Below are 13831 nucleotides of genomic sequence, written 5' to 3'. Positions count from 1 at the left end.
CTCAGAGCACCGCGAACAGCACGGCGAACAGCACCAGGTTGGCGGCCATGATCGTCCAGCCGTTGACCAGCATCATCCGCAGGTTGGACGAGCGGGCCAGCCCCATCTGGCCGATCATGTCCGCGTTGGGGAACGGCCCGAACCAGTCGATCTGGCTACCACCGAGCAGCGCCGCACCCCACGCCGTCGCCGGTACCCCGACGCTCGCGGCCAGCGGCCACAGCAGCTCGTCGATCAGCGCGACCTGGGCGACGGCCGCACCGGCCACGCCCAGCCAGCCGACCAGGAGGGTGAGCATCAGGAACGGCCACGGGCCGGCGTCCTCCAGCGCCGGCTGCAGGGCGTCCAGCAGCGCGCCGTACGCGCCGGACTGCTCCAGCATCACCAGCAGCGGGTTGAACAACCAGAAGAGGAAGAACAGCCAGAGCAGCTGCGACGCCCCGGCGTAGAAGGAGGTCAGCGCGTCGGCCGGGCGCATCCCGCCGGCGAACGCCGTCACGATCGCGGTGACCAGCATGACCAGGATCGCGTAGGCGAACCCGGCTTCCAGGATCACGCCCAGCACGGCCATCGCGACCAGCGTGCCGATGAACGCGAACGCGGCCCGCTTCTCGCGGCCGGTGGGCTCCGAGCCGGTGTCCAGGCCGGCCAGTTCCTGCTCCGTGTACTGGTCGGCCTCGGTGCGGCGCTGGATGTAGCGGGCCATGAAGAAGCCGGTCAGCCAGGTGACGACGGCCATCGGCAGCCCGGCGGTGAGCAGGTACTCGACGTAGCTGAGACCGGCCGCGCCGGTAATGGTCACGACCGGCGGCGTGAACGGCCCGATGATCAACCCCGCGGCGCCGCCCGCGTGCAGCATCGCCGCCACGGACGGGCGGGACCGGCTGACCGCGGCGGCCACCGGGATCACGATCGGCGCGAGGATCGCGTTGGCCCCGGCCAGCGTGCCCAGCGATCCGACCAGCACGGTGCTGGCGAGCATGATGCCCACCTGGATGCGCACCGCGCTGTTCAGCCCGACACCTTGCAGCAGCGCGCGCACCAGCGTCTGCGCCGCGCCGGTGTCAGACGCGATACGCCCCAGCCCGGCGCCGAGCATGATGATCAGCCCGATCACCGCGATGAACGAGCCCAGCGACTCCGACATCATCGTGCTGATCTCGAGCGGCCCGGCACCGGTGAGCACGAACCCCACCACCATCGCCACGCCGGTCGCCAGCACGACGTTGACCTCGAGCAGGACGAGGACGGCGTACACGACGATGGGGAGCAGGCCCCACAGTCCCAGCTCGTCGGTGGTGAGGTTGAGCACGAGCGCCGCGATCAGCGAGGCGACCAGCAGGCCGGCGGCGACGACGTTCTTCACCGGGACCGGCGCCCGGTTCGTGTCCCGCAGGGCGGGCGTTGTCATGACGGCTCCGTTCTATTCGGCGAGACGGCCGGCGCGCACGGTCGTGGTCCGCAGCGTGGCCGCTTCGATCAGCTCGGTGTCCACGACGTGGCCGAGCCCCGGCACCGCCGGGACCTCGACGACGCCCGCGGCCGCGGTGACCGGCGGGAGGATCACATCGCGCTCGTAGTACTTCTCCGACGCCGACACGTCCGACGGCAGCGTGAACCCGGGCAGGCTGGACAACGCCACGTTGGCGGCCCGGCCGACCCCGAACTCGTGCATGCCGCCGCACCACACCGGGATGCCGTGCTCGCCGGCGACGTCGTGGGCGAGCACGGCCGCGCCCAGCCCGCCCATCCGGGACACCTTGATGTTCAGCACCTTCAGCGCGCCCAGCACGAGCGCGGTGCGCAGGTCGTCGACGGAGTCGACCGACTCATCCAGGCAGATCGGGGTGTCGATGTCACGCTGCAGGGTCGCGTGCGCCAGCAGGTTCCGCGGGCCGAACGGCTGCTCGATCATGGACAGGCCGTGCTCGTCGAGCGCCCGTAGTGCCCGCAGCTCGTCGTCGGACTCCCCGTAGGCGCCGTTCGCGTCCACGTGCAGCATGAGCTCCGGGAACGCCCGCCGGACCTGCCGCACCGGCTCGACGTCCCAGCCGGGTGCGATCTTGAGCTTGACCCGCGGATACCCGGCCTCCACCTGCTTGGTGACCTCGGCGAGCAGCGCGTCGATGGTCGGCTCGATGCCCAGCGACACCCCCGCGACGACCGACCGGCGGGTACCGCCGAGGGCCTGCGCGAGCGGCACGCCCCGCCCGGTGGCCCAGAGCACCCACGCGGCGATGTCGACCCCGGCCTTGGCGAAGCGGTGACCACGCACCTTCGCCCACGCGGCGGCTACCTCCGACGGGTGTTGCCAACTCCGGCCGACCACCGCCGGCAACAGGTACCGCTCGGCGACCAGCCAGCACGTGTCCACCGTCTCCGGCGAGTAGTACGGGTCCGTGGGCGAGGCGATCTCACCCCAGCCAACGGCGCCGTCCGCGTCGGTCAGCCGCACGAGGATGTGCTCGAGATGCTTCTTCGCGTGCGAACTGGTGCGGAACTCGTGCACCAGCGGCAGCCGGACCAGGTGCAACGAGGCCTCGGTGACCAGCAACGTCAACCCTCCCAGTAGATGTCGAGTTCGTCGGCCAGCCGGTCGCGCTCCGCCAGCCGCCGCCGCGCGCCCTTCGCGCTCGCCGTCGTCAGCGTGGCCAGCAAGTGGATCACCGCGGCGACGGCCGTCGGCGAGTCCGCGAACGACGCGCTGTCGGTCGGCACGACGATCGACTGGCCGGCCACCGCCGTCAGCGGCGACCCGGCCGCATCCGTGACGGCGACGACGGTGCCACCCGCCGCCGCGAACCGCTCGGCCAGCGCGACCGTCTCGCGTCGATAGCGCCGCAACGAGATGGCCACCAGCACGTCGGAGTCGCGGACGTCGGCCAGCACGTCCACGTGCCGCACCAGCGTCCCGTCGACCAGGGTGACGTTCGACAGGCCCGCGGAGAGGTCCACCGCCAGCAGCGACGCGTACGCGAACGCCTTGCCGGTACCGGCGACGAACCGGCGCCGCGCCGCCACCACCGTGGCCGCGGCCGCCGCGACGGAACCGTCCGCGCTGACCCGGGCGAACGCCTCGGCCAGTGTGCGGGTCTCCTGCTCGATGACGCGCGCCTGCAGGTTCGCGGCGGACTTCGGCCGCTGCAGGCGGGCGCCGAAGCGCTGGTGCGGGCTGGTGAGGTCGCGGTTGGCGGCCTGTGGCCGGCGCGCACCCGGGCCGGTCATCGCGGATCCGCCCGGACGAAGCGATAGGCCGCCGTCGTCTCGGACAGCCGGAGGCACGACACCGCGACGTGACCGGTGCCGATCAGTGCGGCGACGGCGCGGCCGAGCGCCTCCTGCTGCCGCGGGTCCGGCGCGAGCGGCAGCGGCAGCCAGGTGTCCGGGTGGTCCCGGAGCTCCCGGCCTTCCGGGCGCTCCCGGTCTTCCGGGCGCTCCCGGTCTTCCGGGCGTTCTGGGCTGGAGGTGCGGGGCCGCAGCCAGCCGGCCGGGTCGGCGAGTCCGTCCGGTGGCTCGGCGGGTGCCGGCGCTTCGCGGGCCCGGCGCTCGTCGTCGAGGTCCCAGTCGACGATCATCCGGTCGGTGCCGGGCCCGAAGAAGTCGGGCCGGAACCAGCGGCCGACCGCGCCCAGCACGTCGAGGTTGAAGTGCCCGTTGCGGACCAGCGCCGGATCGTACGACCAGCGCATCCGGGTCTGCCCACCGGCCAGGGCGACCTCCCGCTGCCCGCGCTTGAGCGCCCGGCCGAGGCCCAGGCCCTGGTGGCCGGCGTCGACCACGGCGGCCTGCGAGTAGTGGTAGACCTCGCCGGCGTCCACGCCGACGAAGCCGTACGCGAACGCGACCAGGGCGCCGTCCGGGCCGCGGACTCCCACCACGGAGCCGCCGTTGGCCACCAGCGACGCCAGCAGCCGCGGGTTCACCGAGTGGGAGACGTCCTGGTAGCCGAACACCTCGCGGTACAGCCGCGCGGCGTCGGCCAGGTCGGCGGCCGAGGAGAGCCGCTCGACGAGCGGGAACTGCGCCGTCGTCATGCTTCCCCTTTCACGGGAGCGGCCCTTCATACGGACCGCAACCTCAGCACCGTCCGGCGCCGATGCCGGGATCATGCGAAGATACGAAACGTATAGTTGCGCCATGAACCGTACAGCACCATCGGCGGCCGCGATGCTCGAACAGCTGGAGACCTACGTCCGGCACGAGTCGCCTACCGGTGACGCCGCGCGCCTCGACGCACTCGGTGAGCTGCTGCTCGCCCGGCACCGCGAGTTGGGCGCCACCGTGCGCCGCGTGTCGTCGCCGGGCGGCGACCACCTGGTCATGGAGCATCCCGGCAGCGGCGCCAAGGTCGCGGCCGCGCCGGTGCTGCTGCTCGGCCACCACGACACCGTCTGGCCGGCCGGACAGCTCGCCGACGGCATGCCGTGGCGGGTCGACGACGGCATCGCCCACGGTCCGGGCGCCTACGACATGAAGGGCGGGCTCGTCGTCATGGAGACGGCACTCGAGCTGCTGCACGGCCGGGAGCACCCGCCGGTGCGGGTGCTCGTGGTGGCCGACGAGGAGGTTGGCTCCCCCACCGCGACATCCCTGGTGCGCACCTGCGCCGACGGCGTGGTGGCCGCGTTGGGGTTCGAGTCGCCGCACCCCGATGGTTCACTGAAGTCCGGCCGCCGCGGCAGCACCCGCCTGCGGATCGCCGTGCGCGGCGTGGAGGCACATGCCGCACTGGACCCCGACGCCGGCGTCTCAGCCGTCGACGAGCTGGTCGACCAGCTGATCCTGGTCCGCACGATCGTCAGCCACGCGCCCGGCGAGGTGCTGTGCAACGTCGGGACCATCGGCGGCGGCGGCCGGACGAACGTCGTCCCGGCGTCGGCCTGGGCCGACGTTGGCCTGCGGTTCGCCGACGCGGAGTCCGAGCGCATCGTTCTGGACGGGCTCGGCTCGCTGGGCCCGATCCGGTCCGGCGCGACGGTGACGGCCGAGGTCCTGTCGCGGCGGCCGACCTGGTCCGCGTCGCCGTCGCCCCTGCTGACCGCTGTGACGGCGGCGGCGGAGCGCGTGGGCCAGCGAATCGTCGGCGCCCCTGCCGCGGGCGGCGCCGACACCAACACCACCGGGTCACTCGGCGTCCCGACGCTGGATGGCTTCGGGCCGCGCGGCGCCGGCGCGCACGCGACCCACGAGCAGGTGGTCGTCGAGTCGCTGCCCGAGCGGGCACAGCTGGTGGCGGAGCTCATCGCCGCGCTCTGACCCGCCGCGGCGCCCCTTCCGCGGCGTTCTCCCGCTTCACCAGGCATGCATGGGTGGTGGAGCGGGTGCACCCATGCCGGACGTGATCATTCCGGCTGATGCTCGCGGGATCTTGCGCGCCGGTGAATCTGACAGTTACTCTCAGGAGAGAGTTTGAACTACAAGCTAGTGACTGTCGGAGGATGCCGTGGCTACCCTGCTGTACCGGATCGGCCGGTTCTCGTACCGCCGCCGCGGGGTGGTGGGAACGATCTGGCTGGCGATCATGGTGCTCGCGGGCGTCGGGGCGGCCACCCTCTCCGGGCCGACGGCCGACTCGTTCTCCATTCCGGGCACCGAGGCGCAGGAAGCGTTCGACCTGCTGGAGGAGCGGTTCCCGGGGTCGTCGGCGGACGGTGCCGCCGCGCGCATGGTGTTCGCCGCCCCCGACGCGGAGAGTGTCACGGACCCCGAGCACCGGGCCGCCATCGACGACGCCATCGCGGCGGTCGACGCCGGCCCGCAGGTCGCCTCGGTGGTCGACCCGTTCCAGGCCGAGTTGGTCTCACCCGACGGCTCGGTCGCGTTGGCCGAGGTCACCTACGCCGTCGACTTCTTCTCGTTGGAGGAGCAGACCCGCGAGAGGCTGCACGATGCCGCGGACGTCGGCCGCGCGTCCGGTCTGACGGTCGAGCTGGCCGGCACCGCGGTCGAGCAGGAGCCCGAACTGGGCAGCGAGCTGATCGGCCTGGGTGTGGCCGCACTCGTCCTGATCATCACGTTCGGGTCGCTGGTCGCGGCCGGCATGCCGCTGCTCACCGGCGTCGTGGGAGTCGGCATCGGCGCCGCGCTGATCACCGCGGCCACCGGGTTCGTGGACATCGGCTCGATCACCCCGATCCTCGCTGTCATGCTCGGCCTGGCGGTCGGCATCGACTACGCGCTGTTCATCGCCTCCCGGTACCGGCACGAGCTCTTGATCGGGCGCTCCGGCGACGACGCGGCCGGACGGGCGATCGGCACCGCCGGAACCGCCGTGGTGTTCGCCGGGCTGACCGTGGTCATCGCGCTGTCCGGGCTGACGGTCGTGGGTATCCCGGTGCTCACCGAGATGGGCCTGGCCGCCGCGGCGACGGTGGCGATCGCGGTCGTGATCGCACTGACGCTGCTGCCCGCCCTGTTCGGGTTCGCCGGGCGGCGCTTCCTCACCGTCCGGGTGCCGGGCCTGCGGGTGCGTGATGCCGAGGCCGACGACGACCGGCCCACCTGGAGCCGGCGCTGGGTCGGCCTCGTCACCCGCCGCCCGGTGGCCGTTCTCGCCGTCGCGGTGGTCGGGCTGGGTGTGCTGGCGCTGCCGGCGACGGACCTGCGCCTCGGCGTTCCCGACGAGGGCACTTACCCACCGGACAGCACCCAGCGCAAGGCGTACGACCTCACCGCCGACGGCTTCGGCCCTGGCTTCAACGGCCCACTGCTGGTGGTGGTGGACATGGCAGACAGCGGCGCCGACGGGCAGTCAGCCGCGGAGCAGGTAGCCGCCGCCCTGACCGAGACGTCCGGCGTGGAGCTGGTCGCGCCGCCGCAGCTCGACGAGGACGGCCGGACCGCCGTCGTCACCGTCGTACCGTCATCCGGCCCGGGCAGCGCGGACACCGAGCGGCTGGTCGAGGCCATCCGTACCGACCTCGACGCGCCCACCGGCGCGACCGTCCTGGTGACCGGCATGACGGCGCTGTTCATCGACTTCTCCGAGCGGGTCGGCGACGCGCTGTTGCCGTACCTGCTGGTGGTCGTGGGGTTGTCGTTCCTGCTGCTGATGCTGGCGTTCCGGTCGCTGGTAGTGCCGCTCAAGGCGACCCTGGGCTTCCTGTTGACCATGGCGGTGTCGTTCGGTGCGCTGGTCGCGGTGTTCCAGTGGGGCTGGCTGACCGGCCTGCTGGGCGTCGAGGAGACCGGGCTCATCAACAGCATGCTGCCGATCTTCATCATCGGCGTGGTGTTCGGCCTGGCGATGGACTACGAGGTCTTCCTGGTCACCCGGATGCGCGAGGCGTACGTGCACGGCGAGCCGGCCGGGCGGGCTGTCGAGACCGGGTTCCGGCACGGCGCCCGGGTGGTCGCGGCCGCCGCCGTGATCATGATCAGCGTGTTCGGCGGCTTCATCCTCAACGAGGCCGTGGACGTGCGGCAGATCGGCTTCGCCCTGGCGGTGGCCATCGCGGTGGACGCCTTCGTGGTCCGGATGACCATCGTGCCGGCGGTACTGGCGCTGGTCGGCGAACGCGCGTGGTGGTTGCCGCGCTGGCTGGACCGCCTGCTGCCGAACGTGGACATCGAGGGCACCGCGCTCGAGAAGCACCTGGGCACGGACCGCGACCAGCCGCAGGTACCTGCGGCGAGGTCGCAGCCGTAACCGTCCAAGCGGTCAGCCGTCAATCGTTGCGTCGACGACGGGGATGGAGGCGACTCGAGCAGCCGCCTTCATCCCGGCGTCGCTGGTCAGCAGCGGGCAGTCGAGCCGCTCGGCGAGCGCGAGGTACAGCGCATCGGCATAACTGCTGTTGTCGAGGAGGCCCGTTGCCCGCACGAAGTCCTGCGCCTGCCCGATGCGTTCGACCGGATGCCGGCTGAACTCCTCGATCAGCACGGCGGCGCGCCCAGCGGCCAGCATCCCGCGTCGCTCCAGTCGGAGCAGCCCAGAGCCGACCTCGAAGTCGACATGGGCCGGGGCCGCGCACCCCTCCGCCCGGATCAGCGCCGCGAGTTCCTCCGGCAGCGTTCCGCACAGCCTGTCGACCCAGATCGTGGCATCGACGACGATCAACCGTCGCCCCGTTCGTACTCGTCCCGGAGCTCGCGAATCACCTCCGCGCCCGAGATATCAGACGCCGTCGGCATACCGAGCTCTGCGTGGAGCCGCTTCAAGTTATCGTCCCACCGGGCGATGGCCCGCTTCTGGAGTTCGAGTTTCACGTCTGCCGCCATGAGGTCTCGGAGATACGCCGACACGGACTTGTGTTCGGCGCTGGCTTTTTCGGCGATGATTTCCGCCACTTCGTCAGGAACATCACGAACCTGGACCGTCGCCATTGATTTCTCCCGGCCCTCAATCAGCGCATGCATCACTCTGCATGCACAGGTTAGCATGCACCGCCGGGACTCGTCAGCCGAGCGCTGCCCGGGCGCGGACGAACGCCCGGGCGGCGTCCCGGAGGTCGTCGAGGGTGTGCGCGGCCGACACCTGGGTGCGGATGCGCGCCGCGCCCTGCGGCACCACCGGGTAGGAGAAGCTCACCGCGTACACACCCTCGGCGAACAGCAGCTCCGACAACCGGGCCGCGCGGGTGGCGTCGCCGATCATCACCGGCACGATGGGGTGCTCCCCCGGCAGCACGTCGAAGCCCTGCTCCGTCAGCTCGGAACGGAAGAACGCGGTGTTCTCCCGCAGCCGCTCACGCAGTTCGGCGCCACTCTCGAGCCGGTCCAGCACGGCCAGCGCCGCGGACACGATGGACGGCGCGACGGAGTTGGAGAACAGGTACGGCCGCGACCGCTGCCGCAGGTACTCGACGATCTCCGCCCGCCCGGACGTGTAGCCGCCGCTCGCGCCGCCCAGCGCCTTGCCGAGGGTTCCGGTGACGATGTCGACGCGGTCGGCGACGCCGAAGTGCTCGGGTGTGCCCCGGCCGTTGGCGCCCACGAACCCGACGGCGTGCGAGTCGTCCACCATGACCAGCGCGTCGTACTGATCGGCGAGGTCGCAGATGCGGTCCAGCGGCGCGAGGTAGCCGTCCATGGAGAACACGCCGTCGGTGGCGATCAGCCGGAACCGCGCGTCCTTCGCCTCCCGCAGCCGGGCCTCCAGCTCCGTCATGTCGGCGTTGGCGTAGCGCAGCCTTCTCGCCTTGGACAGCCGCACCCCGTCGATGATGCTCGCGTGGTTCAGCGCGTCGGAGATGATCGCGTCGTCCGGGCCGAGCAGCGTCTCGAACAGTCCGCCGTTGGCGTCGAAGCAGGAGCCGTACAGGATCGTGTCCTCGGTGCCGAGGAACCGGGAGATCTTGCCCTCCAGCTCGGTGTGGATGGTCTGGGTGCCGCAGATGAACCGCACCGAGGCCATCCCGAAGCCCCACTCGTCCAGGCCGCGTTTCGCCGCCTCGATGAGGCCGGGGTCGTCGGCGAGGCCGAGGTAGTTGTTGGCACACATGTTGAGCACGCTGCGCCCGTCGGCCAGGGTGACCCGGGCGCTCTGTGGGCTGCCGATGATGTGTTCGGGTTTGTAGAGCCCGGCCGTCCGGATCTCGTCGAGGTTCTTCCGCAGTTCCTCGCGCATCGCGCCGTACATCGCCGACCTCCTGTTACCTCTGTTACCTCGACGCCCACTCGATGATGACCTTGCCGCTGTGCCCGTTTCCGGCGGCCTCGAACGCGGCCTGGAACTCGGTACTGGCGAACCGGTGCGTCACCACCCGGGAGATGTCCACGCCTGCCGCCACCAGGACCGACGCCTGGTACCAGGTCTCGTACATCTCCCGGCCGTAGATGCCGCTGATGGTCAGCATGCGCAGCACGATGCTGGACCAGTCGACGCTGCTCTCCTTCGACGGCAGCCCGAGCATGGCGATTCGACCGCCGTTGGCCATGCTGTCGATCATGTCGTGCAGCGCCTGCGGGTCGCCGGACATCTCCATGCCGACGTCGAAGCCTTCGGCCATGCCGAGGCCGTCGCGCACCTCCGCCAGCGACGTGGAGCGGACGTCGACGGTGGTGCCGGCACCCAGCCTGTCCGCCAGCTCCAGCCGGTACGGGTTGACATCGGTGACGACGACGTTGCGGGCGCCCGCGTGCTGGGCCACCAGCGCGGCCATGATGCCGATCGGCCCGGCGCCGGCGACGAGCACGTCCTCGCCGTGGACCGGGAACTTGAGCGCGGTGTGCACGGCGTTGCCGAAGGGGTCGAAGACGGCGGCGGCGTCGAGGTCGATGTCGTCCGGGTGCCGCCACAGGTTGCCGGCCGGCATCGCGACGTACTCGGCGAACGCGCCGTCGCGGTGCACGCCGATGCCCTCGGTCTGCGGGCACAGGTGCCGCTGGCCGGCCCGGCAGTGCCGGCAGCGCTCGCAGACGATGTGACCCTCGCCGCTGACGATGTCGCCCACGTGCACACCACGGCTGCCGGGCGCGACCTCGACCACCTCGCCGACGAACTCGTGCCCGACGATCAGCGGCGGGCGGACGTTCGCCTGCGCCCACGGATCCCAGTTCACGATGTGCAGGTCGGTCCCGCAGATGCCGGTGCGCAGCACCCGGACCAGCGCCTCACCGGCACCGACCTCCGGCATGGGGACCTCGGCCAGTTCGACGCCGGCCGCCGGCCCGACCTTGACCAGTGCTCTCACCGCTGCCCCTTTGAATCGACGGCGTGGCGAGCGTATCCCACTCGCCGCCGCGACCTCGAGGCGCGACGACGGCGCAGGTCAACAAGCTGTTCGCGCGCCTTTTGCAATGAGCAAAGGCGGCCACAGGGCTTCCCGGCGGATGACGGTCGGCTAACGTACGTGGATGCAGGTCGTCATCGCGGGCGGACACGGTCAGATCGCGCTCCGGCTGGAGCGGTTGCTCACCTTGCGAGGTGACGAGGCGGTCGGCCTGATCCGCAATCCCGATCATGCCGCCGATCTCGCCTCCGCCGGCGCCACCGCGGTCGTCCTCGACCTGGAGAACTGCGGCGTCGACGAGCTGGCCCGGGAGCTGCATGATGCCGACGCCGTCGTCTTCGCGGCCGGCGCGGGCCCGGGCAGCGGCGCGGCGCGCAAGGACACCGTCGACCGCGCGGCGGCGGCCCTGCTGGCCGATGCGGCCGAAGCCGCCGGGGTGCGCCGTTACCTGCTGGTCTCGTCGATGGGAGCGACGACCGAGCCGCCGAGCGACCCCGACGACGTCTTCGCCGTCTACCAGAAGGCCAAGGGCGACAGCGAGGCCGACCTGCGCCGCCGCGACCTCGACTGGACCATCCTGCGGCCCGGCGCGCTGACCAACGACCCTGGAACCGGCACCGTCACGCTGGCCGACTCCACCGGACGAGGCAAGGTCACCCGCGACGACGTGGCCGCCGTCCTGCTCGCGCTCCTGGACGAGCCGCGGACGGCCCGCTCCACCCTCGAGCTGATCGGCGGCGACATCCCGGTCGCAGAGGCCGTCGCGGCCGTCGCCGGCGGCTGAGCTCACCCGTCCAGACCCCAGCTGATCACCCGGTCCGGCCGGATCCGGATCAGCGCTTCCGGTTCCCGGATCGCCTCGGCCCGGCCGTGCACGATGACGGCGCGCGGCTGCCAGGGTGGCAGGACGTCGTCGACGACGAAGGCGACGTCTGCGTTGAGCTGGACGTCGCGGAACCTTCGGGTGGCGGCGACGTCGTGGCCGCCGAGGTCGAGCGCGTCCTCGTCGGGGTTGTAGCGCCAGCCCAGCGGGACGATTCGGGGACGGCCGGCGGCATCGACCGTCGCCAGCCGGCCGAGCCCTGGGCCGGACGCGAAGTAGGCCAGTTCGGCCTCGGAGAACGCGCTCATCGGACCCTCCTTCTCGAGTCATGAACTGCACGTGCCGTGTAGTTTAATGTACACAGCACGTGCAATTTCCGCGAGGTAAAGTTCACATGGCATGTAGTTCAGCAAGGAGCGCCCCATGCCCTCGATCGAGGACCCACGCAACGCGCGCAGCCGCCGCACCCGTCACGCCTTGCTGGTGGCCACCCGGGAACTGATCGAGCAGGACGGCCTCCCGGCACTGACCATGACCTCCGCCGCCGAGCGGGCCGGGGTCTCGCGGCGCGCCGCGTACTTGCACTTCGGCTCGCGCAATGAGCTGATCATCGCCCTGTACCGGCATCTCGGCGAGACCGAACGGTTGGGCGAGTCCCTGCAGGCGGTCTGGGACGCGCCGGACGCGGTCAGCGCGCTCACGGAGTGGGCCGCGCACATCGCCCGCGCGCACCCGCGCATCCTCTCGGTCTCGCGGGCCGTCGAGACCGCCCGCCACGACGACCCCGGCGCCGCGGCGATGTGGCAGTTCACCATGGACAACTGGCTGCGCGGTTGCACCCGCCTGGCCGAGTGGCTCGAGCGCGACGGCGTCCTGCACCCGGCCTGGACGGTGGACGCGGCCAGGGACATGATCTGGTCCCTGATGTCCTGGGACCTCCTGGAACGCCTCACTATCGACCGCACGTGGACGACGGACGAGTTCGCCGGCCGGTACTCGGCTCTGCTCACCGCCACGTTCGTGGACCCCTCGCGACGGCTTTAAGCTGGGCGCCGTGGCCGCCGAACCGACCCCCGGTCCCACCCTGACCCCCGACCCCGCCGTCCTGGCGACCGTCGAGCTCGCGCTGCTCGGCATCGAACCCGACACCGTCGCCGTCGACGTCCCACCCGTCCTCGGACGACGCCTCAAACCCGGCGCCGAGCTGACCCTCACCGACGCCGAAGGTGCGCCGGTGGCGTCGCTGACGGTCGAGTCGGCGGCCACCCGGAAGCGCCGCACCACCGTCACCGGCCCGGTCCGGCGAGCCCACGCCGACGCCGACGGCGGCGAGCCGCGCGGCCCCTACCCGCAGCTGCGGGTGCCACCGCGGCGGCTGCGGCTGAGCGATGCCGCCGCGGTCGTCGTCCGCGACCCGATCGACCTGCCGACGCTGGCCGCCGCCACCGCGAAGCCGAGCCAGCCGGTGCTGCTGGTCGTGCTGGACGGGCCACGCACGGTACCCGGCCCCGACACCGCCGACGTCACGTCCGGCGCCCTGACCGTCCGCGACAAGCTGCGCCGCGAGGGCCGCCAGACCGAGGTGGTCGTGGTGCCGGCGCCGCAGTACGGCGACGCCCGTGACGACGAGCTGGCCGACCGGATCGCCGCGGCCTACGGCGGCACCCGGGTCGTACCGGCCGAGCCGCCCGATCGCGTCGCCCTGCACTGCTGGCTCGACGGCACCGCGGCCGAACCGGCCGGCTGGCCGACCGCGAGCCTGCACGCCTGGCGCCGGTGGCGGCCGCTGCCACACGAACGCGGTCTGGTGCTCTTCTTCACCGGGCTGTCCGGGTCGGGCAAGTCGACCGTCGCCCGGGCGGTGGCCGAGCGGGTCGCCGAGATCGGCACCCGGACCGTGACGCTGCTCGACGGCGACGTCGTGCGGCGCAACCTCTCGGCGGGGCTGGGTTTCTCGAAGGAGGACCGCGACCGCAACATCGAGCGCATCGGCTTCGTGGCAGCCGAGATCGCCAAGCACGGCGGCGTGGCCGTCTGCGCGCCGATCGCTCCGTTCGCGGCCACCCGCGCGACCGTCCGTCGGATGGCCGAGGCACACGGCGACTTCCTGCTCGTGTACGTCGCGGCGCCGCTCGAGGAGTGCGAGCGACGTGACCGCAAGGGCCTGTACGCGAAGGCGCGGGCCGGCGAGATCGCGGAGTTCACCGGCATCTCGAGCCCGTACGAGCCGCCCGAGGACGCCGACCTCGTGCTGGACACGTCGGCCATGACGGTCACCGCGGCGCGCGATGCCGTCATCACCCTGCTCGACGAGGGCGGCCGCCTCTAGGGCAAC

14 protein-coding genes are annotated in these 13831 nt (G+C 71.9%); 5 read left to right on the top strand and 9 right to left on the bottom strand.

Going from position 1 to position 13831, the window contains the following annotated elements; translation table 11 throughout:
- Nucleotide 1 precedes the first annotated feature (1 nt).
- Genes JIAGA_RS0105575 through JIAGA_RS35185 form a run of 4 tightly spaced genes read right to left on the bottom strand, consistent with a single transcriptional unit; the run spans nt 2 to nt 4034 of the window.
- Nucleotides 2-1411 carry an SLC13 family permease gene (locus JIAGA_RS0105575; protein ID WP_026874902.1) on the bottom strand — a complete coding sequence of 470 codons (1410 nt, stop codon included), beginning with the start codon at nt 1409-1411 and terminating at the stop codon, nt 2-4.
- A gap of 12 nt (nt 1412-1423) precedes the next feature.
- Nucleotides 1424-2554 (bottom strand): o-succinylbenzoate synthase, encoded by a 1131-nt coding sequence (gene menC, locus JIAGA_RS0105570; RefSeq protein ID WP_035812119.1) that lies wholly within the window; start codon nt 2552-2554, stop codon nt 1424-1426.
- Between the two features lie 2 nt (nt 2555-2556).
- Nucleotides 2557-3225 carry a MurR/RpiR family transcriptional regulator gene (locus JIAGA_RS0105565; protein WP_026874900.1) on the bottom strand — a complete coding sequence of 223 codons (669 nt, stop codon included), beginning with the start codon at nt 3223-3225 and terminating at the stop codon, nt 2557-2559.
- Nucleotides 3222-4034 carry a hypothetical protein gene (locus JIAGA_RS35185; RefSeq protein ID WP_051425764.1) on the bottom strand — a complete coding sequence of 271 codons (813 nt, stop codon included), beginning with the start codon at nt 4032-4034 and terminating at the stop codon, nt 3222-3224. Before JIAGA_RS35185 ends, JIAGA_RS0105565 begins: the two co-directional genes overlap by 4 nt.
- A gap of 103 nt (nt 4035-4137) precedes the next feature.
- On the opposite strand from JIAGA_RS35185, the gene JIAGA_RS0105555 reads away from it, so the two are divergent.
- The gene (locus JIAGA_RS0105555; protein WP_026874899.1) at nt 4138-5256 is read left to right on the top strand and encodes a M20/M25/M40 family metallo-hydrolase; all 1119 of its coding nucleotides are present in this window, start codon (nt 4138-4140) and stop codon (nt 5254-5256) included.
- Nucleotides 5257-5443: 187 nt separating this feature from the next.
- Nucleotides 5444-7648, top strand: a complete 2205-nt coding sequence (locus tag JIAGA_RS0105550) for an MMPL family transporter (RefSeq protein WP_026874898.1) — start codon at nt 5444-5446, stop codon at nt 7646-7648.
- A 12-nt stretch (nt 7649-7660) separates the two neighbouring features.
- Here JIAGA_RS0105550 and JIAGA_RS27755 read toward each other — a convergent pair whose 3' ends face one another.
- The 4 genes from JIAGA_RS27755 to tdh all read right to left on the bottom strand — a co-directional run bounded on the left by JIAGA_RS27755 (nt 7661) and on the right by tdh (nt 10634).
- Entirely contained in the window at nt 7661-8059 is a 399-nt protein-coding gene (locus tag JIAGA_RS27755; RefSeq protein ID WP_051425763.1) for a type II toxin-antitoxin system VapC family toxin, read from the bottom strand.
- Nucleotides 8056-8325 (bottom strand): hypothetical protein, encoded by a 270-nt coding sequence (locus tag JIAGA_RS0105540; protein ID WP_157552745.1) that lies wholly within the window; start codon nt 8323-8325, stop codon nt 8056-8058. Before JIAGA_RS0105540 ends, JIAGA_RS27755 begins: the two co-directional genes overlap by 4 nt.
- 73 nt (nt 8326-8398) lie before the next feature.
- On the bottom strand, nt 8399-9580 hold the full coding sequence (locus JIAGA_RS0105535) for a glycine C-acetyltransferase (protein WP_026874896.1): 1182 nt from the start codon (nt 9578-9580) through the stop codon (nt 8399-8401).
- A 22-nt stretch (nt 9581-9602) separates the two neighbouring features.
- On the bottom strand, nt 9603-10634 hold the full coding sequence (gene tdh, locus JIAGA_RS0105530; RefSeq protein ID WP_026874895.1) for an L-threonine 3-dehydrogenase: 1032 nt from the start codon (nt 10632-10634) through the stop codon (nt 9603-9605).
- Nucleotides 10635-10797: 163 nt separating this feature from the next.
- Between tdh and JIAGA_RS0105525 the strand changes: the two genes are divergently transcribed.
- Entirely contained in the window at nt 10798-11457 is a 660-nt protein-coding gene (locus JIAGA_RS0105525; RefSeq protein WP_026874894.1) for an SDR family oxidoreductase, read from the top strand.
- A gap of 2 nt (nt 11458-11459) precedes the next feature.
- Here JIAGA_RS0105525 and JIAGA_RS0105520 read toward each other — a convergent pair whose 3' ends face one another.
- Nucleotides 11460-11804 (bottom strand): PPOX class F420-dependent oxidoreductase, encoded by a 345-nt coding sequence (locus JIAGA_RS0105520; protein ID WP_026874893.1) that lies wholly within the window; start codon nt 11802-11804, stop codon nt 11460-11462.
- Nucleotides 11805-11919: 115 nt separating this feature from the next.
- Between JIAGA_RS0105520 and JIAGA_RS32800 the strand changes: the two genes are divergently transcribed.
- Nucleotides 11920-12540: a TetR/AcrR family transcriptional regulator gene (locus JIAGA_RS32800; RefSeq protein ID WP_051425762.1), complete on the top strand. Its 621-nt coding sequence runs from the start codon at nt 11920-11922 to the stop codon at nt 12538-12540.
- A gap of 10 nt (nt 12541-12550) precedes the next feature.
- The gene (cysC, locus tag JIAGA_RS33690; protein WP_211239524.1) at nt 12551-13825 is read left to right on the top strand and encodes an adenylyl-sulfate kinase; all 1275 of its coding nucleotides are present in this window, start codon (nt 12551-12553) and stop codon (nt 13823-13825) included.
- The last annotated feature ends 6 nt before the right edge of the window (nt 13826-13831 follow it).

The sequence above is a fragment of the Jiangella gansuensis DSM 44835 genome (assembly GCF_000515395.1).
Taxonomy (GTDB): Bacteria; Actinomycetota; Actinomycetes; order Jiangellales; family Jiangellaceae; genus Jiangella; species Jiangella gansuensis.
Note: the sequence above shows the minus strand (reverse complement) of the source record. Positions and strands in the feature narration are given on the sequence as shown.

Excerpts from the sequence above, each read along its gene's own strand:
- JIAGA_RS0105575 (WP_026874902.1), bottom strand. The coding sequence starts at position 1,411 with ATGACAACGCCCGCCCTGCGGGACACGAACCGGGCGCCGGTCCCGGTG.
- JIAGA_RS0105565 (WP_026874900.1), bottom strand. The coding sequence starts at position 3,225 with ATGACCGGCCCGGGTGCGCGCCGGCCACAGGCCGCCAACCGCGACCTC.
- JIAGA_RS35185 (WP_051425764.1), bottom strand. The coding sequence starts at position 4,034 with ATGACGACGGCGCAGTTCCCGCTCGTCGAGCGGCTCTCCTCGGCCGCC.
- JIAGA_RS0105555 (WP_026874899.1), top strand. The coding sequence starts at position 4,138 with ATGAACCGTACAGCACCATCGGCGGCCGCGATGCTCGAACAGCTGGAG.
- JIAGA_RS0105540 (WP_157552745.1), bottom strand. The coding sequence starts at position 8,325 with ATGGCGACGGTCCAGGTTCGTGATGTTCCTGACGAAGTGGCGGAAATC.
- JIAGA_RS0105535 (WP_026874896.1), bottom strand. The coding sequence starts at position 9,580 with ATGTACGGCGCGATGCGCGAGGAACTGCGGAAGAACCTCGACGAGATC.
- JIAGA_RS0105525 (WP_026874894.1), top strand. The coding sequence starts at position 10,798 with ATGCAGGTCGTCATCGCGGGCGGACACGGTCAGATCGCGCTCCGGCTG.
- JIAGA_RS0105520 (WP_026874893.1), bottom strand. The coding sequence starts at position 11,804 with ATGAGCGCGTTCTCCGAGGCCGAACTGGCCTACTTCGCGTCCGGCCCA.
- JIAGA_RS32800 (WP_051425762.1), top strand. The coding sequence starts at position 11,920 with ATGCCCTCGATCGAGGACCCACGCAACGCGCGCAGCCGCCGCACCCGT.